The organism is Microbacterium sp. (assembly GCF_047602155.1).
GTDB lineage: Bacteria > Actinomycetota > Actinomycetes > Actinomycetales > Microbacteriaceae > Microbacterium.
The window spans coordinates 515,051-537,229 of record NZ_JASGHZ010000001.1; the positions used below are offsets into that span (position 1 = coordinate 515,051).

20 protein-coding genes are annotated in these 22,179 nt (G+C 72.0%); 8 read left to right on the plus strand and 12 right to left on the minus strand.

Annotated elements, in window-relative coordinates:
* Positions 1-78 precede the first annotated feature (78 nt).
* Positions 79-1,755, plus strand: coding sequence for a glucose-6-phosphate isomerase (gene pgi / locus QM720_RS02475; RefSeq protein WP_415124579.1), 1,677 nt, complete (start codon positions 79-81; stop codon positions 1,753-1,755).
* Between the two features lie 125 nt (positions 1,756-1,880).
* Here the strand turns inward: pgi and QM720_RS02480 are convergent, their stop codons facing one another.
* Entirely contained in the window at positions 1,881-2,507 is a 627-nt protein-coding gene (locus QM720_RS02480) for a YdeI/OmpD-associated family protein (protein ID WP_415124580.1), read from the minus strand.
* A gap of 188 nt (positions 2,508-2,695) precedes the next feature.
* Positions 2,696-4,747 carry a glucose PTS transporter subunit IIA gene (locus tag QM720_RS02485; protein WP_415124581.1) on the minus strand — a complete coding sequence of 684 codons (2,052 nt, stop codon included), beginning with the start codon at positions 4,745-4,747 and terminating at the stop codon, positions 2,696-2,698.
* Between the two features lie 222 nt (positions 4,748-4,969).
* Here QM720_RS02485 and QM720_RS02490 point away from each other — a divergent pair, with 222 nt between their 5' ends.
* Together QM720_RS02490 and QM720_RS02495 are read left to right on the plus strand one after the other, a co-directional pair.
* Entirely contained in the window at positions 4,970-5,854 is an 885-nt protein-coding gene (locus QM720_RS02490) for a lytic transglycosylase domain-containing protein (RefSeq protein ID WP_415124582.1), read from the plus strand.
* A 149-nt stretch (positions 5,855-6,003) separates the two neighbouring features.
* A complete protein-coding gene (locus tag QM720_RS02495; protein ID WP_415124583.1) occupies positions 6,004-6,456 on the plus strand; it encodes a thiol-disulfide oxidoreductase DCC family protein in 453 nt (150 codons plus the stop codon).
* A gap of 187 nt (positions 6,457-6,643) precedes the next feature.
* Here QM720_RS02495 and QM720_RS02500 read toward each other — a convergent pair whose 3' ends face one another.
* Positions 6,644-6,835, minus strand: coding sequence for a hypothetical protein (locus QM720_RS02500; protein ID WP_415124584.1), 192 nt, complete (start codon positions 6,833-6,835; stop codon positions 6,644-6,646).
* Positions 6,836-6,970: 135 nt separating this feature from the next.
* Between QM720_RS02500 and QM720_RS02505 the strand changes: the two genes are divergently transcribed.
* Both QM720_RS02505 and QM720_RS02510 read left to right on the plus strand, forming a co-directional pair.
* Positions 6,971-7,975: a hypothetical protein gene (locus QM720_RS02505; protein WP_415124585.1), complete on the plus strand. Its 1,005-nt coding sequence runs from the start codon at positions 6,971-6,973 to the stop codon at positions 7,973-7,975.
* A 12-nt stretch (positions 7,976-7,987) separates the two neighbouring features.
* Positions 7,988-8,644 carry a hypothetical protein gene (locus tag QM720_RS02510; protein WP_415124586.1) on the plus strand — a complete coding sequence of 219 codons (657 nt, stop codon included), beginning with the start codon at positions 7,988-7,990 and terminating at the stop codon, positions 8,642-8,644.
* Positions 8,645-8,728: 84 nt separating this feature from the next.
* On the opposite strand, the gene QM720_RS02515 is transcribed toward QM720_RS02510, so the two are convergent.
* Together QM720_RS02515 and QM720_RS02520 are read right to left on the minus strand one after the other, a co-directional pair.
* Complete coding sequence (locus QM720_RS02515) at positions 8,729-9,286, minus strand: RNA polymerase sigma factor (RefSeq protein WP_415124587.1); 558 nt, start codon at positions 9,284-9,286, stop codon at positions 8,729-8,731.
* Positions 9,283-10,038 carry a hypothetical protein gene (locus tag QM720_RS02520; RefSeq protein ID WP_415124588.1) on the minus strand — a complete coding sequence of 252 codons (756 nt, stop codon included), beginning with the start codon at positions 10,036-10,038 and terminating at the stop codon, positions 9,283-9,285. The genes QM720_RS02515 and QM720_RS02520 overlap by 4 nt, the downstream gene beginning before the upstream one ends.
* A 392-nt stretch (positions 10,039-10,430) precedes the next feature.
* Between QM720_RS02520 and QM720_RS02525 the strand changes: the two genes are divergently transcribed.
* Complete coding sequence (locus QM720_RS02525; protein WP_415124589.1) at positions 10,431-11,672, plus strand: MFS transporter; 1,242 nt, start codon at positions 10,431-10,433, stop codon at positions 11,670-11,672.
* A gap of 44 nt (positions 11,673-11,716) precedes the next feature.
* Here the strand turns inward: QM720_RS02525 and QM720_RS02530 are convergent, their stop codons facing one another.
* Positions 11,717-13,573, minus strand: coding sequence for a DUF2207 domain-containing protein (locus QM720_RS02530; RefSeq protein WP_415124590.1), 1,857 nt, complete (start codon positions 13,571-13,573; stop codon positions 11,717-11,719).
* Between the two features lie 44 nt (positions 13,574-13,617).
* Between QM720_RS02530 and QM720_RS02535 the strand changes: the two genes are divergently transcribed.
* Complete coding sequence (locus QM720_RS02535) at positions 13,618-14,046, plus strand: MarR family winged helix-turn-helix transcriptional regulator (protein ID WP_415124591.1); 429 nt, start codon at positions 13,618-13,620, stop codon at positions 14,044-14,046.
* Positions 14,047-14,190: 144 nt separating this feature from the next.
* Here the strand turns inward: QM720_RS02535 and QM720_RS02540 are convergent, their stop codons facing one another.
* The 4 genes from QM720_RS02540 to xylA all read right to left on the minus strand — a co-directional run bounded on the left by QM720_RS02540 (position 14,191) and on the right by xylA (position 18,476).
* The gene (locus QM720_RS02540) at positions 14,191-14,928 is read right to left on the minus strand and encodes an ABC transporter permease (protein ID WP_415124592.1); all 738 of its coding nucleotides are present in this window, start codon (positions 14,926-14,928) and stop codon (positions 14,191-14,193) included.
* Positions 14,925-15,743 (minus strand): ABC transporter ATP-binding protein, encoded by an 819-nt coding sequence (locus QM720_RS02545; protein WP_415124593.1) that lies wholly within the window; start codon positions 15,741-15,743, stop codon positions 14,925-14,927. The genes QM720_RS02540 and QM720_RS02545 overlap by 4 nt, the downstream gene beginning before the upstream one ends.
* 51 nt (positions 15,744-15,794) lie before the next feature.
* Positions 15,795-17,135, minus strand: a complete 1,341-nt coding sequence (gene xylB, locus QM720_RS02550) for a xylulokinase (protein WP_415124594.1) — start codon at positions 17,133-17,135, stop codon at positions 15,795-15,797.
* Between the two features lie 153 nt (positions 17,136-17,288).
* A complete protein-coding gene (gene xylA / locus QM720_RS02555; protein WP_415124595.1) occupies positions 17,289-18,476 on the minus strand; it encodes a xylose isomerase in 1,188 nt (395 codons plus the stop codon).
* A 106-nt stretch (positions 18,477-18,582) separates the two neighbouring features.
* On the opposite strand from xylA, the gene QM720_RS02560 reads away from it, so the two are divergent.
* Positions 18,583-19,758 carry an ROK family transcriptional regulator gene (locus QM720_RS02560; RefSeq protein ID WP_415124596.1) on the plus strand — a complete coding sequence of 392 codons (1,176 nt, stop codon included), beginning with the start codon at positions 18,583-18,585 and terminating at the stop codon, positions 19,756-19,758.
* A gap of 72 nt (positions 19,759-19,830) precedes the next feature.
* Here QM720_RS02560 and QM720_RS02565 read toward each other — a convergent pair whose 3' ends face one another.
* Together QM720_RS02565 and QM720_RS02570 are read right to left on the minus strand one after the other, a co-directional pair.
* Positions 19,831-20,304 (minus strand): Hsp20/alpha crystallin family protein, encoded by a 474-nt coding sequence (locus QM720_RS02565; RefSeq protein WP_415124597.1) that lies wholly within the window; start codon positions 20,302-20,304, stop codon positions 19,831-19,833.
* Positions 20,305-20,433: 129 nt separating this feature from the next.
* Complete coding sequence (locus tag QM720_RS02570; RefSeq protein ID WP_415124598.1) at positions 20,434-22,032, minus strand: L-serine ammonia-lyase, iron-sulfur-dependent, subunit alpha; 1,599 nt, start codon at positions 22,030-22,032, stop codon at positions 20,434-20,436.
* Positions 22,033-22,179: the final 147 nt, after the last annotated feature.

A 22,179-nucleotide genomic window follows, 5' to 3' on the forward strand; every position in this document is an offset into this window, starting at 1 on the left:
CACAGGTGCTCCTGCATTCTGGTGGGCGTCGCCCGGTGGCCGGGTGTGCGCGGGCCGCGTGCGCGCTACGTTGGACGCGTGACCACTCCCATCGACGCCACCGCCACGCCCGCCTGGGCCGCCCTCTCCGCCCGCGCCGCCGGATTCGCCCCCGACCTCCGCGGCTGGTTCCGCGACGAACCCGACCGCGTCGGGCGCCTGAGCTTCGAGCTGGCCGACCTGCACGTGGATCTGTCGAAGAACCTGGTGGATGCCGACATCCTCGGCGACCTCCTCGCCCTCGCCCGCGACGTGCAGCTGGCCGACCGCATCGCGGCGATGTTCCGCGGCGACCACCTCAACACCTCCGAAGACCGCGCCGTGCTGCACACCGCGCTGCGCCGCCCGGCAGGCGCCGCGCCGGCGCTCGTCGTCGACGGGCAGGACGTCGACGCCGACGTGCACGCCGTGCTCGACGCGATGGCGGTCTTCGCCGACCGGGTGCGCGCCGGTCAGTGGCTCGGCATCACGGGCAAGCGGGTGCGGACGGTCGTCAACATCGGCATCGGCGGCAGCGACCTCGGCCCCGCGATGATCTCGGCGGCGCTCGAGCCCTTCGCCACCGGCATCGAGGCCCGGTTCGTCTCGAACATCGACCCGTTCGACCTCGCCCACAAGACGAAGGATCTCGACCCCGAGACGACCCTGTTCGTCGTCGCGTCGAAGACGTTCACGACGCTGGAGACCCTCACCAACGCCCGGCTCGCGCGCGACTGGCTGTGGGCGGGGCTGACGGCATCCGGCGCGATCGGCGACGACGACGCGCAGAGGCAGGATGCCGTCGCCCACCACTTCGTCGCCGTCTCGACGGCGCTCGACAAGGTCGCGGCGTTCGGCATCGATCCCGCCAACGCGTTCGGGTTCTGGGACTGGGTCGGCGGCCGCTACTCGGTCGACTCGGCGATCGGGCTCTCGCTCATGGTGGAGCTCGGGCCGGAGGCGTTCCGCGAGCTGCTGGCCGGCATGCACGCCGTCGACGTGCACTTCGGGGCCGAGCCGTTCGAGCGCAACGTACCGGTGCTGATGGGCCTGCTGAACGTCTGGTACACGAATTTCCTCGGCGCGCAGTCGCACGCCGTGCTGCCCTACGCGCAGCAGCTCAGCCGGTTCGCCGCCTACCTGCAGCAGCTGACGATGGAATCCAACGGCAAGCGCGTGCGCTGGGACGGGACGCCGGTGACGAGCGACACCGGCGAGATCTTCTGGGGCGAGCCGGGCACGAACGGGCAGCACGCGTTCTACCAGCTGATCCACCAGGGCACCCGGCTCATCCCCGCCGACTTCATCGCGTTCGCCAACCCGGCCTACGCGCTGGAGGACGGCGGGCGCGACGTGCACGGCCTGTTCCTGGCGAACTTCCTCGCCCAGACGAAGGCTCTCGCGTTCGGCAAGACGGCCGAGGAGGTCGAGGCCGAGGGCACGACCGGCGCCCTCGTCGCGGCGCGGACGTTCCCGGGCAACCGCCCGACGACGTCGATCTTCGCACCGGCGCTCACCCCGCGGGTGCTCGGCGAGCTGATCGCCCTGTACGAGCAGATCACCTTCACGCAGGGCACCGTGTGGGGCATCAACTCGTTCGACCAGTGGGGCGTGGAGCTCGGCAAGCAGCTGGCCCTGCAGATCGCCCCCGCGCTGGAGGGGGATGCCGCCGCGCTCGAGGCGCAGGACGCCTCCACCCGGGCGCTGCTCGACTACTACCGCACGCACCGCGCGTAGCGCCCCGGACGCCGCGCAGGGCACCCCGCCCACCGGTCGTTGAGCGAGGCCGCGCAGCGGCCGAGACGAAACGCCCGCACCCGCCGGTCAGGCCGCGGCCGGCATCCGCCCGCGAGGGCTGCGCGTCAGTCGTCGACGGATGCCGCCGCGGCGGCGCGAGCGACCCAGGCGGGGGCCTGGCCGTGGCGCTGCGACGGGATGAGCCGCCCGGCGGCGCAGTCGGCCACGAGCGCGGCGAGCCGGTCGGTGCGGGTCTGCTCGCGCTTGGCGCCGCTCAGCCAGTTGGCGCAGATGCGGTGATAGCCGGGGGTCGCGGCATCCCAGAAGGCCTGCGCGGCGGGGTTCGCGGCGATCGCGGCGGCCTGCTCGGGCGTGATCTCGGCCCGCTGCTCGTACGAGTACACGCCCGTGCGCTCGGGGCGGCGTCGCTCGTAGGCGGCGAGCCCGGCAGGGCGCATCCGCCCCTCGGCGATGAGCCGCTCGACGTGGGCGACGTTGACGGCGCTCCAGTTCGACGACGGCGTGCGCGGCGACCAGCGCTGCGCCCGCGCGTCGTCGTCGATGCGGCGGCTCGTGGAGTCGATCCACCCGAAGCACAGCGCCTCCACGACGGCGTCTTCGTACGACAGCCCGGGGTGGCCCTTGCGGCGGCGCTGCATCCACAGCTCGGTCGCCGTCTCGTGGTGCTCTTCGAGCCAGGCCCGGAACTCGGCGGCATCCGCGAAGAACAGCGCGTCGGACTCGGCAGCCATGGCGCGACGCTACCACCCGACCCGTGCCAATTGCAGGGCGAACCGCATCATCCGAGCCCGTCCAGGCCCGGAGAGTGCGATCCGCCCTGCATTTGGCACGAGAGCCGCCGCGCACGAGCCGCCTCGCACGAGCCGCCGTGCCGTGCGGCATTCCCCCCGAGCCGCCGTGCCCGCCGCACGGACAGCCGTCAGCCCTTCCGCTGCACGTCCAGCAGGGGCTGCCCGTGCGTCACCGGCCCCAGCGCCACCGGGTCGACGGTGTCGAAGGCGTCGCCGTTGAGCACGATGACGGGAGTGATGAGCGGATAGCCCGCGGCCTCGATCACGGCGCGGTCGAAGGTCACGAGCGGGGTGCCGACCTCGACGCGATCGCCGTTCGCGACCTTCACGTCGAAGCCTTCGCCCTTGAGGTTGACCGTGTCGATGCCGACGTGGATCAGCACCTCGGCGCCGTTGTCCAGCTGCAGTCCGAACGCGTGCCCGGTGGGCTGCGCCGCCACGACGAGGCCGGCACCGGGCGCGTACACCGTGCTGCCGGTCGGCTCGATCGCGACGCCCGGCCCCATGACCCCGCCCGCGAAGACCGGATCGGGCACCGACGACAGCGCCACGGCGGTGCCGTCGAGCGGCGAGGCGACCTGGATGAGGTCGGTCGCCACGGCGGTCGCGCCCGCGGCCCCCGCGAGCGCCGCTCCGCCGGCCGCGGCGGCCGCACCCACCGCCGCGTCAGCGGCCATCGCCGCGTCAGCGGCCACCGCCGCGTCAGCGGCCACCGCCGGCTGCGGATCCTTGTAGCCCGAGATGATGACGAGGAACATCGCGACCGCGAACGCGCCGAGCACCGCGATGCCGTATAGCCCGATCGGGGTGAACGCCGGGATCGTGAGCAGCGACGTGAACACGAACGCCTGCGTCGTGATGCCGTGCTCCAGCCCCAGCAGCAGCGACCCGACGCCGATGATGAGACCGCCGGTGAGGCAGCCCACCAGCATCCGTGGATAGATGCGCTTGAACCGCAGATGGATGCCGTACAGCGACGGTTCGGAGATGCCGCCGAGCAGGCCCGCGGCGAGCGCCCCGGTCGCGGTCTGCGTCATCTGCTTGTCCTTCTCGCGCCAGGCGAGCACCAGGACGCCCGCGGTCGCACCGAAGCAGGCGAAGTTCCATGCGCCCATCGGGCCCTGGATGAAGTCGTACCCGAGGTTCTGGATGTTCAGGAGCATGATCGCGTTGATCGGCCAGTGCAGCCCCAAGGGCACCATGAACGGATACGCCAGGGGGATGATGATCGCGAAGATGAACGGGGAGAACGAGTTGATCGAGCTCAGCAGGTTCGCCAGCGCCGCACCGACGTAGACGCCGATGGGGCCGAGCAGGAACGCCGTCAGCGGGATCATGATGAGCATCGCGAAGAACGGCACGAAGATCAGCTGCAGGTTGTCGGGGATGATCCGCTTGAGCCCCTTGTACAACGGTCCGAGCACCGCCGCCATGAGCAGCGGCGGGAACACTTGCGAGTTGTAGCTGAAGATCGTGAGGGGAACGCCGAAGATCGGGATCGTCGTGATGTCCGACCCGAGGAAGTGCAGTTGCTGCGCGCCCTCCTGGGTCGCGAGGTTGGTGAAGCCGGGGAGCATGACCACCGCCATGATCGCGAAGCCCACCCAGGGGTCGGCACCGAGCTTGTTCGCCGCGTTGTAGGCGACCATGAGCGGCAGGAAGATGAACACGCACTGCCACATCAGGTTGACGAACTGCCACGACGGCGGCAGCTCGGTGCGGGGGTCGGCCCAGTTGCCGATGACGCCGAGGGTCGACATCAGCGCCATGAACGTGATGAACAGGGATGCGCCCAGCAGCGCGCCCAGGATCGGCCGGAACGAGTCGGACAGGAACTCGAAGAGCGAGTCGAGCCACGCGACCTTGCCGCGCACGCCGCCCTCTCGGGCCGCCTTCTTGAGGTCGGCGTCGGACAGGGCGGGTCGGTCGCCCGACATCGAGGGCAGCGCCATGATCTCGTTGTAGACGGTCTGCACGCCACCGCCGATCACGACCTGGAAGCGGTCGCCGGCCTGCGGGACGGCGCCGAGCACGCCGGAGACGGCTTCGACGGCGCCTTTGTCGGCCTTGTCGCCGTCGACGAGCTGGAACCTCAGCCGCGTGGCGCAGTGCGTGAGACTCGTGATGTTTCCGGGGCCGCCGACGGCTTCGACGATGTCGGCTGCAGTAGTGGATGCCATGTCGTTTCTCCCTGGGAGTCGCCTGTGAACGCGACTCTATACCGGGCTCGGAAGCCTCGGTAGACCCAAAGGGATACCGTATCCGTTCAGGTTTTTGCCAGGAATTGCGCCGTGATCGTCCAGAAACCGTTGCCAAGCTGTGACCTTCGTGTCCACCCGAGGATGCACACCGCCGGCCACATCCGTGCTGCTGCGGTGCTGACTTACCGGAAGTACTCACTCATGCCCCGTCTGCCGTTCCGCCCTGCCACGTCCCTGCTCGTCAGCCTCGGCCTCGTCGTCGGCGTCGTCGCGACCACCTCCGCGTCGCTGCCCTCCGTCGCCGCAGACGACGCGCCGGCCGTGGCCGAGACGACGACCTCGATCGACGCCATCACCGCCGACGCACGCAACACCCTCGCCAAGGCGCAGGCCGCCGTCGACGGCGCGACGCGGGTGTCGTTCGACATCACGGCATCCGGGCTGGATGTCGGCACCACCGACATCGTGATCGACACGACGAAGCTCGGCACCCTCATCGACAAGCTGGCGACCATCTCGGTCACCCCGACGATGCTGATCCCGGCGGTGACCGACGAGGCGAACGCCGAGATCGCTTCGGTGCGCGGCCAGACGGCCGCACTGCGCACGGCGCTCGCCGCCGCGCAGGCCGCCGCCGCGCAGGCTGCCGCTGAGGCCGCCGCCGCGCAGGCCGCCGCCGAGGCCGCCGCTGCCGAGGCCGCCGCGGCTCAGGCGCAGGCCGAGGCCGAAGCCCAGGCGGCGAGCGTCGCTGCCGCTCCCGCCGTCGACGTGAACGTCGACCCCGCCTCGGCGCAGGGCATCGCCCAGGCGATGATGGCGGCGAGCTACGGCTGGGGCGACGACCAGTTCGCGTGCCTCGTGGCGCTGTGGGACCGCGAGTCGGGCTGGAACGCCGCCGCCTACAACGCGTCGAGCGGCGCGTACGGCATTCCGCAGGCGCTCCCGGGCAGCAAGATGGCCTCGGCCGGCGCCGACTGGGAGACCAACCCGGCGACGCAGATCGCGTGGGGGCTCTCGTACATCGCGGGCAGCTACGGCAACCCGTGCGGCGCGTGGAGCCACTCGCAGTCGACCGGCTGGTACTGAGCGCCGCCTTGCCCGGATCCCCCCGTCCAGGCCGCCACTGATCGTCGAGACCGTCCCCTGCCGCCGTGCGACACGGGGCGGTCTCGACGTCGGGCGCCTCGCCGCGTCGGGCGGTGCGTCTGGGCGATGGACGCGGCTACGCTGGAGGCATGACCGCTCTGTTGGTGTTCGACGGCGACTGCGGGTTCTGCACGAGCGCGGCCGCCTGGATCACCCGGCACGCCGACGTCGAGACCGTGCCGTGGCAGTTCGCCGAGCTCGACGCCCTCGGGCTGAGCCTCGAGCAGGTGCAGACCGCGGTGTGGCTCGTCGACGACGCGGCACCCGCCGGCTCAGCACCACCCAGTGCAGCACCACCCAGTGCAGCACCACCCAGTGCAGCACCACCCAGTGCAGCACCACCCAGTGCAGCACCACGCGGCGGTGCCGCGGCGATCGCGGCGGCGCTGCGGCGAGCGCACCTGCGGCGGTGGCGCGCGGTCGGCGCGGTGCTGCAGTGGCCCGGCGTGCGGCTGCTCGCCCGTGTCGGGTACCGCGTCATCGCGCGCAACCGCCGGCTGCTGCCGGGCGCGACGGCCGCCTGCGCCCTGCCGTCGCGCTGAACCGCGCACCGGCTCGGGCCGATACGCCGGGCAGGCTCCCAACTTGCAGGACACAGTGTGACCGAAACGGGCTTCCGGGCGAGTCGAGTTGACATGCGTCACAGGTGCTCCTGCATCCTGGCGGCGGCCGCGGCGGGGTGGCGGCCGCGCCCGCAGGACGTACGGCAGTCGTGACCGGGCCGCAGCGTCAGTCGCGCTCGTCCACCCGCCCGCTCGGGCGCCAGTCGTTGAAGAACGCGATCACGACGATCACGTAGACGAGAGGTCCCAGGGTCAGCGCGAGCACGATCCACCCGAGAGCCTCGTGCCAGCCCGCGAGCCACATCGCGCCGAGAATCGCAGTCAGCGCGATCGAGAGCCAGAACGGCCAGTGTCGCATGCGCTCAGAATAGGTCACTCGCCCCGGTCGGCGCGATCCCCCACTCGGATCGGGATGTATCTCCGCCCCTCGACGCTCCTCTCCTCCTACGGGGGAACGGATGCGGGCACACCCGCACGATCGAAGGAGAACGCGATGAGGGTACCCATCGAGAAGGTGCCGGTCGACGCCCGGCGGCGCGCGCTGCGCGCGCTGCAGTCGCTGACCGACACGGGCGAGCGCAGGCTCGCGCGCGCGGAACTCGGGGCGGAGGTCATGCCGCTGCGGCGGCCCGACCTCGACGGCGTGGCGTACTGGGAGTTCGAGGTGACCGGCGTCACGACGTCGCTGCCGGTGCCGGATGCCGAGGCGAAGGAGTTCGACCGCGGTTTCATCATCGTCGCCGCGGGCGATCACGACGTGCCGGTGCCGCACCTGAGCATCGACCTCGCGCCGCCGAGCCGGCAGCTGGAGGTGTTCGGCGAGGCCGAGAACGTCTTCAAGATCGACGCGCTCACGTACGCCGCCGAAGACCGCGCGGGCACGCTGATCGGCTTCATCGGCACGATGCCGCCGAAGCTCGCCGGCGCGCCGGACAAGATCCCGGCGAAACTGCCGCAGGGCTGGGCGACGACGCTGCCGAAGGATCCGGAGCGGGTGCTGCTGTCGGTGCAGGAGCCGGATGCCGAGAAGTCGCCGCGCGCGCGGTTGCGCGCCTCGCGCGAGAAGCGCCCCGTGGAGCTGTCGTCGTGGCGTTCGTGGAAGGAGCTGAAGGACGGGTACGCGGATTCGTACCGGCTGCAGCTGGCGGGGCTCGCGCAGCGGGCCGCGCATCCCTGGGGAGTCGAGGCGCTCGTCGAGAGATTCGGCGAGGGCATCCACGCGGGGCAGAGCATCACGGTGCCGCTCCTGGAGCGCGGCAAGGTGGCGGTCACCGGGCCGGCCGCCGACCGTGTGAAGGTGACGATGTCGGGCGCGCGGACCGGCACGCCGTCGGTCGAGGTGTCCACCGACGCCGGCACCGACGACCGCGACACGACGTTCCAGCTGAACGCGAGCTACGCGGGGGGCGGGTCGGAGACGCTGACCTTCTTCATCGTCCCGCAGAACGCACCCACCGTCATCGTTCCGGGGCCGTCGCCCCTGGGACCGGTCTTCTGAGGAGCAGGAACCATGGCATGGACGACTTTCTGGGCCGGGACGAGCGATGGCCAGCCCCGCTACTACCAGTTCTCCTTCGCGGGATGCGCCGTCGGGTGCGGACCGGTCGCGTGGGGCATGCTGTTCGGCTGGGCCGACCGCACGGCGCATTCGGGACTGCCGTACTGGGCGCCGCGCACCGGCATCTACCGGCAGAACGGCGGCCGCGGGGCCGACGCGGTGGCGCCGACCACGCAGGATCAGGGCGTGCAGAACATGATCGCCGAGATCCGCGGGCAGGTGAGCACGTTCTGCGCGTTCGGCAGCGGGGCGACCGCTCCGTGGAACATGTCGGGCGCATGGCAGTACCTGAACGGGCGCACCGGGGCGCATCTCGACACGCACTACAACGTGCTCGGCATCCATGAGACGCGGCTGGCGAACTACGCCGCGAGCTCGATCGCGTACCGCAAGACGCCCGCCGTCATCGGCACGGGCTGGCTCACGCACTATCCGCTGGCATGGGGATACCGGTGGCAGAAGCGCACCGTCCGCAAGAGCTTCCTGTGGTGGTCGTGGTCCGAGGAGGTCACCGACACCCAGTTCTACGTCAACCAGGGCTGGGGGTCGGGCGGCGACGGGCAGTGGATCGACGCCGGTACGTGGTTCGCCGGCGAGCTCTACCCGTGAGCTGGCGCTGATCGACGAGGAGGGCGCCCCTGGCGGCTGGATGCCGGGGCGCCCTCGAAGCGTGGTGCAGGCGATCGAGGCGGCTCAGGGCTGGAGAGCCTCGTACGCGTCGCGCAGCCGCGTGAGCGCGCGCGCGTAGCGCGAGCGTGCGGTGGCGGCGCCGATCCCCAGCACTCGCCCCGCCGCCGCGACGGAGAGCTCCTCCCAGACCACGAGACGGATGAGTTCCTGGTCGCGCGCGGGCACGAGCTTCAGCGCCTCGACGGCGACGAACGCTTCGTCCGGGATCGGCGCGGCCGGAACCGCTGCGGCGGCGCGGAGCGCATCGTCGACGCGGTCGCGCCGCAACCTTCCGCGCCGGTAATTGGCGAGGACCTTGCGGGCGATCCCGTACGCCCACGCTCTGCGCTCGTCCTCCGCCCGCGGGAGGCGGGAGCGGTGCCGCCACAGGGCGACCAGGGTCTCCGACGTGCAGTCGGCCGCATCGTCGGTGGGCGTGACCCGGCGGGCGAAGTAGCGCAGGAGCGCGGGGACCAGGGCCGCGATCGCGTCCTCGAAAGCCCGCTCCGCGGCCTTCGAGTCGGCCGACGCCGCGTGGCTGCGTTCGATCATCGTGAGCCTGTCGGCGGCGGGCGTGCTCACTGTCCGTCCCCATCCGACTGGGAGATCTCGTCGATCAGCCCGGTCCGGTCCACCCCGTCCCACGCCGGTGCGCCCCAGAGCTGCGCCATCGCCTGGGCGGCCTCGGCGTCGCCGTCCTCGATCCGCTCCGCGAAGGCGCGCATGCTGTCCGTCACGCCGCCGCCGTCCGTTGCGACCAGCGCCGGCCAATCCGATGCCGCGCCGATGACGCGCGCCGCCGCCTCTCGCGCCGCGGCATCCCCTGCGCCATCGGCAGCGATCCAGGCGCCCAGCCAGTCGCTGTACGACTCCGACTCGAAGGTGCGGCGCAGCAGCAGCTCGGGCGCGACGGCGCCATCCGCCGTCATGATCGCGACGACACGGGCGGTGAGGTCTTCGCGCGTGACGCCCGGAGCCAGCGGCATCCATTCGGGATACACCGACGCGACGACCTCATCGAGATCGGACGCGCCCAGGTCGATCCATTCGCTGTTCACGTCATGCTCCGTGCTGACGGCGGAGCCCCGGTCATCCCCCGGGTTCGGCGACCCGAACCAGCCCGTGCGCGCGGCGAACCCGGTCGCCACCGCTCCCGCCGGAACCCCCACCACCACGATCGCCGCCACGGCGGCGACGAGGATCTTCCCGCGGTGCGGGCGGCGCACGGGTCGCGCTTGACGGACGGCGTCGCGCGCTCGTCCGCCGGTGACGTCGGTCGCCGCGGCGGGGTCTGCCGCGCGCAGCGCGGCGATGAGGTCGGTGTCTGTGGTCATGTCCATGAGTGTTCCCCTCTTGATCTGAACACCCTGTTCATGTCCGCTGCCGGCCAAAGCGTTGCAGCGGCACGGGGGAGATCACGACGGGGAGTTCGAGACGATCATCAGCCGGCGAGAAGCTGAGGGGTCCGGTGAGGAAGGACAGTCTGACCATTTCCTATGCGTCGGCGTTGAATCACAAAAAGATAACGACAACCCCTTGTGGGCCGTTACCTGTCCGTTATACAGTGCTGGCACGGTAGTTGTTTTGCTGTGGCAGCTACCGGCATGTGATTGCAGGACACTCTTGGTGCAAGGGACAAGGGCCGGTCGGGAGCCTCTCCGACCGGCCCTTACTCTTGCGCCGCGGCATCCATCGCTCTTGCACGCCCGGACGTATGCTGACCCGCATGAGCACCCGCACTCCGGTCCCCCGCGTCGGTGCGATGTGGTTCACGCTGTTCACCCTCGCGTGGCTGGCGATCTGGACGGTGCAGCTCACCCCGCTGCAACTGCTGCTGCCGCTGCAGCTCGACACCTCCGACAGCGCGTCGGGCTGGGTCGACGGCGTCGTGCACTCCGGGCTCGTGCTCGGCGTCGGCGGACTCGTCGGCGTCGTCGCCGGGCCGCTCGCCGGCGCCTGGAGCGACCGGCGCGGCGGAGCGAAACCCCGGCGGCGCCCGTTCGCCCTCGCCGGAACCTGGATCACCGCCGTCTTCCTCGTGCTCACCGGCCTCGGCCCGGGACCGTTCGCGATCGGCGCCTCGTGGGTGGGGGTGTCGGTGGGCATCGCGATCGCCTCGGCCGCGTTCACCGCGATGATCGCCGACCAGCTGCCGGCGGCGCAGCGCGGCGCCGCGTCGTCCGCGGCATCCTCGGCGCAGGCGGTCGGCCTCATCCTGGGGGTCGCCGCCGTCGTCCTCGTCGGGCTCAGCGTCTTCACCTCGTACCTCGCCCTGGCGGTGACCATCGCGGTCATCGGCACGGCGACGGCACTGCTCCTGCCCGACCCCTCGGCGACCTCCTTCGAGGCGCACGCGCAGCGCGCCCCGGGCGAACCCCGCTTCGCCTTCTGGGCCGACCGCGACTTCCGATGGATGCTGATCGGTCGCCTCGTCGTCAACGTCGGCAACGCCGTCGCGACGAGCCTGTTCCTCTTCTTCCTCCTCTACGGACTCGGGCAGGAGAAGTCGGCCGCCGAAGACAACCTGCTGCTGGTCATCGTGGTCTACACGGTGTTCGTGGTGGCGGCATCCGTCGTCACCGGCGTCGTCTCCGACCGCACGGGGCGGCGCCGCGCCCTCACCGTCACCGCCGCGATCGTGCAGGCCGGGTCGGGCGTCATGCTGCTGATCGCCCCCACCTTCACGATGACGATGGTCGCCGCGGCCCTCATGGGCGCCGGCTACGGCGCGTTCATGACGGTCGGGCTCGCGTTCGCCACCGATCTGCTGCCGACCGAGAAGGACCACGCCCGCGACCTCGGCGTCGTCGGCGTCATCGCCGCGCTCGGCCAGCTCATCGGGCCCATGATCGGCGCCCTGCTCGTGGCGCTCGTGGGCGGATTCTGGCTCGTCTTCGTGGCCGCCGCGGTGCTCTCGCTCGTCGGCGCCGGACTCACCGCCCTCGCACGCGAGCGCATCATGGGCTGAACCGTGCGCACCCCGAACGCCGGCGAGCCCGAGGCCTGACGGGGTCAGACCCCGCCACCACCTCCGCCCCCACCACCGCCACCGGCTCCGCCGCCGCCACCCGACCCGCCCGACGTCGACGACGACGAGGAGGCGGCCGACGACAGCGACCCGATGCCCGACGCGAACGACGACGCGTCGAACGACCCGGTGCCGACGTACCAGTACGGCCCGCTCGCGCCCACCGCGCCGTAGAGCACCGCGAGTTGCTGCGACCACTCCTTCTCCTGGCCGAACACGACGGCGTACGGCAGCAGCTTCTCGTACAGCGCGAGCTTCTGCCGAGGGTCGTTCACGTCCACCGGGCCCCGCTCGGCGCCGGAGGGCGATTGCAGCATCCGGATGCGGTCGGCCTCAGCCCACTCGATGAACTCCCTGAGCCCGCGCAGGTGGTCGCGGGTCTCGGCGCCGCGCGCGGTCAGCGGCTTGCGCGCGCAGAGCGCGACGACGACCACCACCGCCAAGATCGCGCTGATGATCACGAGCACGGGCGCCGGCCCGCTCACGCCCCCGTCCCCCGCCGCGACGCCGAACAGGAACACCCCGACGACGGCGACGAGGGCGATCGCGATGGGCACGCCGCGCGTGCCGGACGGTACCGCCTTCCGCAGCCCGCGGTTCTTCAGCTCCGACTCGGCGGCGGCCAGGATGCTCTGCGCGACCCGCGACAGCCGGGTGTCCTGCCTGCCGAACTCGTACTGCTCCCCCGGCGTGCCCGCGGGGAAGAGCCCGGACAGCAGCATTCGCCCGTCGCCGTCCGCGCGCGACGGGTCGACGAGCTCGGCGACCAGCTTCGCCTTGCCCGTCCAGCCCCGGCGTCCCTCGATGATGCGGATCGAGCCGACGACGGCCTGCTCGAGCACCTCCGCCGGGATCGCCTTCGTCGCGAGGCCCAGCAGCACGGCGCTCTCCAGGGCGTCGATGCCCGGCGGCGGCTCGTACTCGGCGATGATCGTCGGCCGGCCCGGCGCGTCGGCGAGCACGCCGCGGCGCCGGCGCGCCGCGACGACGACGGCGCCCACCGCGCCGAGCCCGGCGACGCCCTGCGCCCAGCCCCACGGCGACGCGAGATACGACGTGCCGAAGAGGGTGAAGGCCTCCGGCGCGAACCCGACCGCCATCGTCAGCGTCTGATACGGCTGGATGCCGGTCGCCACGGCGGTGATGACGGTGTCGCCGCCCGCATCCATCGCCCGATCGATCGAGGCGCAGGCGTCGGTGGCGTCCTGATAGCCCTGGTAGCACGACATGCGGCCGGTCAGCTGCGCGGCGAGGTCGGGCGCCAGGTGCAGGCGGGCGGTCACCGACCCGAACGACTGCGCCCAGCCCACGCCGTTGACATCCCAGTAGAACTCGAGGCCGGTGTCGGGGAAGTTCCAGGTGACGTTGTCGAGCGTGTAGGTGATGACGTACGTCTGCCGGCCGTGCACGTAGCCGCCGGAGCGCGAGACGACCGAGAAGGCGCCGTCGACGTCTTCGAGCTCGCTCTCGCGCGGGTTGCCGTCCTCGTCGGTGATCGACAGGAGGTGCGCCTTCAGCGGCTGACCGTTGTAGGTGTCGGGGATCTGCCGCCGGATGCCCCGGTTCTGGTCGTAATCCGGGAACACCGCGACGAGCCGCTCGACCACGAGCAGGCGGCTCGTGCCGTCGTCGGCACGGGTGAGCGTGTAGTCGACCGTCATCGACTCGAACGTGAAGTCGTCGAGCCCCGCGGGGCGGATGGATGCCGCGGCCACGGGGTCGGCCTGGGGGGCGGCCAGAGGGTCGGCCACGCGTGGTGCGGTCGCGTTCGCGGCGGTGGCCGGGGCGCAGATCGCGCACGCGAGCATCGCAAGGAGCACAGTCGACCACAGGTGTCGCATGACCCCACCCTAGAGGGCGCGCGCGTCGCACTACAGTTGACGCCATGACCGACCGTCGCCTGGCCATCGCCGCGTGGGAGAGCCTGTTCCGCGCGCAGCACGAGGTGTTCGGCGACATCAGCGGAGACTTCGCCGACGGCGAGCTGTCGCAGGCCGAATACGACGTGCTGCTGACCGTCACGCGCGGCGACGACCACGCGGCGCGGCTGCGCGATGTGACGGCGAACATGCTCATCAGCCAGCCGAGCGTTTCGCGCCTCGTCGACCGGATGGTCGCCGGCGGACTGTTGTCCAAGTGCCCCGATCCGCTCGACGGCCGCGGCGCCGTCGTGCGTGCGACGCCGGAGGGGCTGGCGGCCTTCCGGCGCGTGGCGACCGCGCACGCGCGCTCGATCGCCGAGCGCATGGCGGTGCTCACCGACGACGAGCTCGCGCAGTTGCAGGAGCTGGCGGCGAAGCTGCGCCGCTGTTGAGCGCGGCGGGTTTCTGCGTTTCGTCTCGGCCCTGCGGGCCTCGCTCAACGACCGGACAGAAGGCTCGCTCAACGACCGGACACGGAAACCCCCGGACGTTGAGCGAGCGAGCGCAGCGAGCGAGACGAAACGCCGCAACCCGCACTACGGGGTGCGGCGGCGCAGTGTCAGGGACGCGAGCACGAGGGCGCCGAGGGCGAAGGCCGCGATGACGGTGACCGGCATCCAGAGGTCGTCCCAACCTTCCTTGCCCGCCGTGACGGCGCTGACCGCGTCGATCGCGTGGCTCAGCGGCAGCCAGTCGCTGATGGAGTGGAGGACATCGGGCATCTGGTCGCGGGGCATGAACAGGCCGCCGAGGATGATCTGCGGGAACACGAGCACCGGCATGAACTGCACGGCCTGGAACTCCGTGCGCGCGAACGCGCTCGCGAGCAGGCCCAGCGCCGTCCCGAGGATCGCGTCGATGACGGCGACGAGCCCGAGCTGCCACATCGGCCCGTCGATCTGCAGCCCGCACACGGTCACGGCGAACACCACCGTGATGACGGCCTGCAGGGTCGCCATCAGCCCGAACGCGAGGGCGTACCCGACGATGAAGTCGGCCTTGCCGAGCGGCGTCGTCATGAGACGCTCGAGGGTGCCGCTGCGGCGCTCGCGCAGCGTCGTGATCGACGTGATGAGGAACATGATCACGAACGGGAACAGCGCCAGGATCGGCCCGCCGAACCGGTCGAACACGCCCTGCTGATCGGTGAACAGCCACGCGAACAGGCCGACCAGCACGCTCGGCGCGATGAGCATGAGCGCGATCGACCGCGGGTCGTGCCGCAGCTGGTGCAGCACGCGACCGGCCGTCGCGAAGGTGCGGGAGGGGTTCACGAGGCACCCCCGCCCCGTCGGTCCCGGCGTTTCGGCTCGACGCCATGCGCCGCGCTCGACGACCGGCGCCGCCGGGGATGCTCGTCGTCGGCGCCCGACTCGGCGCGCTGGATGAGGGCGAGGAAGGCGGCATCCGGATCGTTCGCGCCGGTGTCCTCCAGCAGCCCCGCGGGCGTCGTGTCGGCGACGAGACGTCCGGCGCGCATGAGCAGCAGGCGGTCGCAGCGCAGGGCCTCGTCCATGACGTGGCTCGAGACGAGCAGTGTGGCCCCCGCATCCGCGAGGGCACGGAAGACGCCCCACAGCTCGGCGCGCAGCACCGGATCGAGGCCCACCGTCGGCTCGTCGAGGACGATGAGCTCGGGGGATCCGAGCATCGCCACGGCCAGCGACACCCGGTTCTCCTGGCCGCCCGAGACCGAGCCGACGACCTGGTCGGCCTGAGCCTCCAGCCCGACCTGGGCGATGACGCGGTCGGCGTCGGAGCGCGGCGCGCCGATCACACGGGCGAAGTAGCGCAGGTTCTGCCGCACCGTGAGGTCGGCGTAGACGGATGCCGCCTGCGTGTCGTAGGCGACCCGCCTGCGCAGCCCCGCGCTCCCGGCCGGCTCGCCGAGCACCGTCACGGTGCCGCCGGCGACCTTTTGCACGCCGACGATCGAGCGCATGAGGGTCGTCTTGCCGCACCCCGACGGGCCGAGCAGGCCCGTCACCGCGCCGCGCGCGATGTCGACGTCGAGGCCGCCGAAGACCTCGGTGCGCCCGCGCCGCACCCGCAGGCCGCGGATGCTGACGGCATCCGAAGTAGTCATCATGTGCTGAATTATCCGCCGCGCCGGCACCGGGCGCGACCGCCACGGGGCGCGTCAGAGCACGCGCGCGGCCTGCCGGGCGGCGCCGAGGGCGACGTACTCGGCGGGCTCGGGTACCTCGACGGGCACGCCGAGCACGGCGGGGGCGATCTCGCGCACGGCGTCGGAGCGGGCGCCGCCGCCGATCAGCAGCGCACGCCGGATCGGCACGCCGAGGTCGCGCACGGCGTCGAGGCCGGCAGCGAGGCCGCCCAGCATCCCTTCGACGGCGGCGCGGGCGAGGTTCTCGCGGGTCGTCGAGGCGAGCGTCATCCCGTCGAGGGATGCCGTCGCATCGGGCAGATTGGGCGTGCGCTCGCCCTCGAAGTAGGGCACGAGCCGCAGTCCGCCGGCGCCCGGCTCGGCCGCCAGCGCCAGGTCGCTGAGACCGGCGTGGTCGACGCCGAGCAGGCGCGCGGTCACATCGAGCACGCGCGCCGCGTTGAGGGTGCATACGAGCGGCAGGAAGTGCCCGTCGGCCGAGGCGAACCCGGCGACCGTGCCGGTCGGATCGGTCGTCGGGTCGGCGCTGACGGCGCAGACCGTTCCGCTCGTGCCGATCGAGACCACGACATCCCCCAGCTCCGCCCCGACGCCGAGGGCCGCGGCGGCGTTGTCGCCGGCACCCGGCGCGACCCGGCGTCCGTCGGCATCGGCGACCCACTCGTCGGCGGCGAGCACGCGCGGCAGCACGACGTCGTGTCCCCGCGCGTCGTGTCCCTGCGCGTCGTGTCCCGGTGCATCGCGTCGCAGCGCCGCCGCGAGCAGCTCGCGGTCGTACTCGCCGGTCGCGGGGTTCCAGTAGCCGGTGCCGGAGGCGTCGGAGCGATCGGTGACCAGCTCGCCGAGGTCCGCGCCGCGCGGGCTGTCGCCCGGCCCGAACCCGCGCAGGCGCCAGGTCAGCCAGTCGTGCGGCAGGGCGACGGCCGCGACGCGGGCGGCGTTGTCGGGCTCGGCGTCGCGCAGCCAGCGCAGCTTCGTGATCGTGAACGACGCCACCGGCACCAGCCCGGTGCGCGCGGCGAGCGCCTCCGCGCCGAACTCGGCGACGAGGGCGGATGCCGCATCCGCCGACCGGGTGTCGTTCCACAGCAGCGCGTCGCGCACCACCCGACCGTCGCGGTCGAGCGCGACCATCCCGTGCTGCTGGCCGCCGATCGACCAGGCGGCCACGTCGTCGAGGCCACCGGCATCCGCGATCGCGGTCTGCAGGGCGCGCCACCACGCCTCCGGGTCGACCGACGCGCCGTCGGGGTGCGGCGCCCGCGCCTCGCGGACGATCGCCCCGCTCTCCGCGTCGACGATCACGACTTTGCACGACTGGGTCGACGAGTCAACCCCCATCACGAGCCCCATGCCCGCCTCCTTCCCTCCCCGCTGTCCCCCCCTGTTCCCGCCCCACCCGTTCCGCGAAACAGCATCCGTGCACCGAGACTGCGGCCGGCAGCTGCAGTCTCGGTGCACCATTGCAGTCTCGCGGATAGAGGCGGGGTGTGGGGCGCGGTGGCTTCAGCGGGCGCCGAGAAGGTGCTCGGTGGCCAGTTGCTGCAGGCGGACGAAACCGAAGCCCTTGCCGCCGAGGTAGGCGTCGGTGTCGAAGTCGTCGTAGGCCGAGCGGTCGGCGACGAAGTCGTCGTAGGTCTCGCCGGCCGCGAAGGTGGGCTGGGCGAGCTCGGCGACGCGGGCGGCCGCGAGCGCCTCCTGCACTTCGGGGTCGGCGCGGAAGGCGGCCGCACGCTCCTTGAGCAGCAGGTAGGTGCGCATGTTGGCGGATGCCGACTCCCACACGCCCGTCTCGTCCTCGGTGCGCGAGGGCTTGTAGTCGAAGTGGCGCGGGCCGTCGTAGGCCGGCCCGCCGTTCGGCCCGCCGTTCTCCAGCAGATCGACGAGGGCGAACGCGTTGTGCAGGTCGCCGTGGCCGAACACGAGATCCTGGTCGTACTTGATGCCGCGCTGACCGTTGAGGTCGATGTGGAACAGCTTGCCGTGGTACAGCGCCTGCGCGATACCGGCCGCGAAGTTCAGGCCCGCCATCTGCTCATGACCGACCTCGGGGTTCAGGCCCACGAGCTCGGGCCGCTCGAGCGACTCGATGAACGCGAGCGCGTGCCCGACCGTCGGCAGCAGGATGTCGCCGCGCGGCTCGTTCGGCTTCGGCTCGATCGCGAACCGCAGCTTGTAGCCCTGCGAGACGACGTAGTCGCCGAGGAAGTTCACGGCCTCGCGGTAGCGCTCCAGCGCCTGACGGACGTCCTTCGCGGCGTCGTACTCGGCACCCTCGCGACCGCCCCACATGACGAACGTCTCGGCCCCGAGTTCGGCGCCGAGGTCGAGCTGGCGCAGCGCCTTGCGGATCGCGAAGCGGCGCACGGCACGGTCGTTCGAGGTGAAGCCGCCGTCCTTGAAGACGGGCGCCGAGAACAGGTTCGTCGTCACCATCGGGATCTTCAGCCCGGTGGCATCCAGGGCGCCCTTGAGGCGGTCGATCTGGTGCCGGCGCTCGGCATCCGTCGAGCCGAACGCGAACAGGTCGTCGTCGTGGAAGGTGAGTCCGTACGCACCGAGCTCGGCGAGCTTCTCGACGGCGTGCACGACGTCCAGCGGCGGGCGGGTCGGGCCGCCGAACGGGTCGGTGCCGTTGTAGCCGATGGTCCAGAGACCGAACGTGAACTTGTCGGCGGGAGTAGGGGTGGGCATGACGCTCCTCGATCGGCCGGAATCAGCGGGGAAACCAAATGTTGTTCACAGCAACGTATATCGGATGCCGCCCTTTGTCCACCGTGCGATCTCGTACAGTGGAGCCGTGGCAGATGACAGCGGCACCGTCGAAGGCGTCCGCCAGCGCAACCTCGCGCGGCTGCTGCGCCTGGTCCATCTGCACGGGCCGCTGTCGCGCGCAGCCCTCACCGAAGCGACCGGCCTGAACCGATCGACCATCGCGGGCCTGGTCGCCGAGCTCTCCGCCGCGGGGCTCGTCGACGAGCGCGCGCCCGACCCGTCGCGTCGCGTCGGCCGGCCCTCGCCGATCGTCCTGCCGCATCCGTCGGTCGTCGCGATCGCCGCCAATCCCGAGGTCGACATGCTGGAGATCGGCATCGTCGGTCTCGACCAGGGCGTGCGCACCCGCGTGCGCCTGCCGCAGGACACCCTGCTGACGCCCGAGCGCACGGCGCAGCTCATCGCCGAGCAGATCGCGCGGTGGTCGGATGCGTGGGCCGGCGCCACGATCGTCGGCGTCGGCATCGCCGTGCCCGGGCTCGTCCGCGCGGCCGACGGCCTGGTGCGCGACGCGCCGCACCTGCGCTGGCGGGACGCCCCCCTGCGCGACCTCGTCTCCGCCGCCACAGGCCTGCCCACCGCGGTCGGCAACGACGCCTCGCTCGGCGCGCGCGCCGAGCACCTGTACGGCGCGGCCGTCGGCATCGACGACGTCGTCTACCTCAACGGCGGCGCGAGCGGCATCGGCGGAGGCGTCATCGTGCACGGGGTCCCCGTCGGCGGGGTCGGCGGCTACGCGGGCGAGTTCGGCCAGAACCGCCCGGGGATCTCCTCGATCGCCGATCGCCGCGCCCCCGACGGCGTGCTCGAAGACGAGGTGAGCCGCACGCGCCTGCTCGCCGCGCTGGGAGCGCACCGCGCCGACGACCTCGAACTGGCCCGCGCCCTGGCGGAGGCGACCACCCCGGACGCGCTCGAGGAGATCGTGCGGCAGCGCCGCATCCTCTCCACCGCCCTCTCGAACGCCGTCAACGTGCTCAACCCGGCCGTCGTCGTGCTCGGGGGGTTTCTCGCGAGCCTCGCCGACCACGATCTGCCGGGCCTGGAAGACGCGGTCCGCGCCCAGTCGATGCCCGCCTGCGCCGAGGACCTGCGTATCGTCGCCGCGCGGCTCGCCGAAGACCGGCTGCTCATCGGCGCCGCCGAGGCCGTCTTCACCGACCTCCTCGACAACCTCCCCGCCCGGATGACCCCCGCGTGAGAAGAGCCGCCCCCGTCGCGCCGCGGACGCGGCGACGAAAGGGGCGGCTCGGACGCGACTCGGCCGTGGCCGTCACTGCTCGATCGGCTGCGGCTCCTCGTTCGACTCGTGCACCTGGATGGACTCGTGCGCCCGGACCGTCGGGGCGGCGGAGTCGGCGACGACCTGCACCTTGCGCGGCTTGGCCCGCTCGCTGACCGGGATCGTCACGGTGAGCACGCCGTTGCTGTAGGTCGCGGCAATGCCGTCGGTGTCGATGCCCTGGCCGAGGTTGAGCTGACGCAGGAAGCTCGCGGCCTCGCGCTCGCGGGTGATCCACTTCACCCCGTCGCCTTCGGCGAGCGTCCGCTCGGCGCGGATCGTCAGCAGCTGCCCGTCGACGTCGATGTCGACCGAGCCGGGATCGATGCCCGGCAGGTCGGCGCTCAGGACGTAGTGGTCACCGTCGCGGTAGAGGTCCATCGGCATGCGACGCGGGCCGCGGCGCGTGTCGAAGAGGCTCGACGCGAGGCGATCGAGGTCACGGAACGGATCGTAGGTGGCCATTGTTCTCTCCTTGTCGATGATGGCTGGAAAGTTGAGCCGGTACGACTCAACCACCTCCGAGATTAGCACTCTGGCCGCCCGAGTGCCAATGGTTCTCGCACGGCGAACACCCGCGTCGCGACGCCGTCCTCAGCACTCGACGACGTTGACGGCGAGGCCGCCCTCGCTCGTCTCCTTGTACTTCGTCGACATGTCGATGCCCGTCTGCCGCATCGTCTCGACGACGGCGTCGAGCGGCACGTAGTGGCTGCCGTCGCCGCGCAGCGCGAGGCGGGCCGCCGTCACGGCGGTGGATGCCGCGATCGCATTGCGCTCGATGCACGGAATCTGCACGAGCCCGCCGACGGGGTCGCACGTGAGGCCGAGGTGGTGCTCCATCGCGATCTCGGCGGCGTTCTCGATCTGCCGGTTCGTGCCGCCCATGACCGCGGTGAGCCCGGCGGCCGCCATGGCGCACGCCGACCCGACCTCGGCCTGGCACCCGCCCTCGGCGCCCGAGATGGAGGCGTTCGCCTTGAAGAGGCTGCCCAGCGCCGTCGCCGTCAGCAGGAAGCGCCGGATGCCGCGGCGTCTGTTCGCCTCGGCGATGGATGCCGGGGATGCTATGCCCTGCCGGTCGCCTCCCGAGCCCGCAGGGCGAGACGAAACGTCTCGGCCCGACTCACTGCGTTTCGTCTCGTCGCTGCGCTCCTCGCTCAACGTCCGGGTGGTGTCAGCGGCATCCGCAGCGCCGCGCAACCCGAGCAGCGCGCTCCCGACGAGCTCGCCGTAGGGCGTCACGGCGTTCTCGGCGCCGAGACCGGAGTCGGCGAGGAACCGCCACCAGTACATCGCGACGGCCGGGACGATGCCCGCCGCACCGTTGGTGGGGGCCGTGACGACCCGGCCGCCCGCGGCGTTCTCCTCGTTGACGGCGAGCGCGAACGCGCCCAGCCACTCCCCCGGCAGCTCGCGCCCTCCGCCGGCCTCGGCGGCGTCGAGCTGCTCGCGGATGGCGCTCGCGCGCCGCTTGACCCGCAGCGCGCCGGGCAGCACGCCGCCGGCGCGCAGCCCCGCCTCGACGCATCCGGCCATCGCGTCCCAGATGGCGTCGAGGCCGGCGGCGACGTCGGCCTCGGGCCGCAGCGCCTCTTCGTTGCGGCGCGCGACCTCGGCGATCGTGAGACCCTGCTCGTCGCAGACCTCCAGCAGCTCGGCGGCCGTCGCATACGGCAGGGGGAAGGGTGCGGCGACCGCCCGGCTCTCGCCCTCGCGCCGGATGAACCCGCCCCCGATCGAGTAGTAGGCGTCTTCGCGCAGCACCGCGCCGCCGCCGTCGAGCGCGCGCAGCGTCATCGCGTTGGGGTGCCCGGGCAGGCGGGTGCGCGGGGCGAGGGTGATGTCGTCGCGCGCGAAGGGCACCGCGATCGCGCCGGGCGCGCCTCCCATCAGCAGCGCGGCGCCGTCGACCCAGTCCGTCCAGGCGCGGCGCACGGCGGCGGGGTCGACGGTCTCGGGCGCGTGGCCCTGCAGCCCCGCGACGACGGCATCCGGCGTGCCGTGGCCGATGCCGGTCGCCCCGAGCGACCCGTACAGCACGCATTCGACCCGGGCGATGGCACCGGCATCCGTCGCCGCGATCGTGCGGCGCGCGAAGTCGCGGGCCGCCCGCAGCGGACCGACCGTGTGGGAGCTCGAGGGCCCCACACCGATGGAGAACAACTCGAACGCCGAAACGTACGCGCTCACCCTCCGAGCCTACGCCGCGCCGCGCCGCGCCGCGCGATACCACGCGATACCGCAAAGATGCAGGAGCACCTGTGACGCGAGTCAACTCGACTCGCCCGAAAGCCCGGTTCGGTCACACTCCGCCCTGCATTCTGGCGAGGCATTCTG

What these genes read in the sequence shown, in the direction of transcription:
- QM720_RS02480 (WP_415124580.1), bottom strand. Translation starts at nt 2,507, where the DNA reads ATGGCTGCCGAGTCCGACGCGCTGTTCTTCGCGGATGCCGCCGAGTTC.
- QM720_RS02485 (WP_415124581.1), bottom strand. Translation starts at nt 4,747, where the DNA reads ATGGCATCCACTACTGCAGCCGACATCGTCGAAGCCGTCGGCGGCCCC.
- QM720_RS02490 (WP_415124582.1), top strand. Translation starts at nt 4,970, where the DNA reads ATGCCCCGTCTGCCGTTCCGCCCTGCCACGTCCCTGCTCGTCAGCCTC.
- QM720_RS02495 (WP_415124583.1), top strand. Translation starts at nt 6,004, where the DNA reads ATGACCGCTCTGTTGGTGTTCGACGGCGACTGCGGGTTCTGCACGAGC.
- QM720_RS02500 (WP_415124584.1), bottom strand. Translation starts at nt 6,835, where the DNA reads ATGCGACACTGGCCGTTCTGGCTCTCGATCGCGCTGACTGCGATTCTC.
- QM720_RS02505 (WP_415124585.1), top strand. Translation starts at nt 6,971, where the DNA reads ATGAGGGTACCCATCGAGAAGGTGCCGGTCGACGCCCGGCGGCGCGCG.
- QM720_RS02510 (WP_415124586.1), top strand. Translation starts at nt 7,988, where the DNA reads ATGGCATGGACGACTTTCTGGGCCGGGACGAGCGATGGCCAGCCCCGC.
- QM720_RS02520 (WP_415124588.1), bottom strand. Translation starts at nt 10,038, where the DNA reads ATGACCACAGACACCGACCTCATCGCCGCGCTGCGCGCGGCAGACCCC.
- QM720_RS02525 (WP_415124589.1), top strand. Translation starts at nt 10,431, where the DNA reads ATGAGCACCCGCACTCCGGTCCCCCGCGTCGGTGCGATGTGGTTCACG.
- QM720_RS02530 (WP_415124590.1), bottom strand. Translation starts at nt 13,573, where the DNA reads ATGCGACACCTGTGGTCGACTGTGCTCCTTGCGATGCTCGCGTGCGCG.
- QM720_RS02535 (WP_415124591.1), top strand. Translation starts at nt 13,618, where the DNA reads ATGACCGACCGTCGCCTGGCCATCGCCGCGTGGGAGAGCCTGTTCCGC.
- QM720_RS02545 (WP_415124593.1), bottom strand. Translation starts at nt 15,743, where the DNA reads ATGATGACTACTTCGGATGCCGTCAGCATCCGCGGCCTGCGGGTGCGG.
- xylB (WP_415124594.1), bottom strand. Translation starts at nt 17,135, where the DNA reads ATGGGGCTCGTGATGGGGGTTGACTCGTCGACCCAGTCGTGCAAAGTC.
- xylA (WP_415124595.1), bottom strand. Translation starts at nt 18,476, where the DNA reads ATGCCCACCCCTACTCCCGCCGACAAGTTCACGTTCGGTCTCTGGACC.
- QM720_RS02565 (WP_415124597.1), bottom strand. Translation starts at nt 20,304, where the DNA reads ATGGCCACCTACGATCCGTTCCGTGACCTCGATCGCCTCGCGTCGAGC.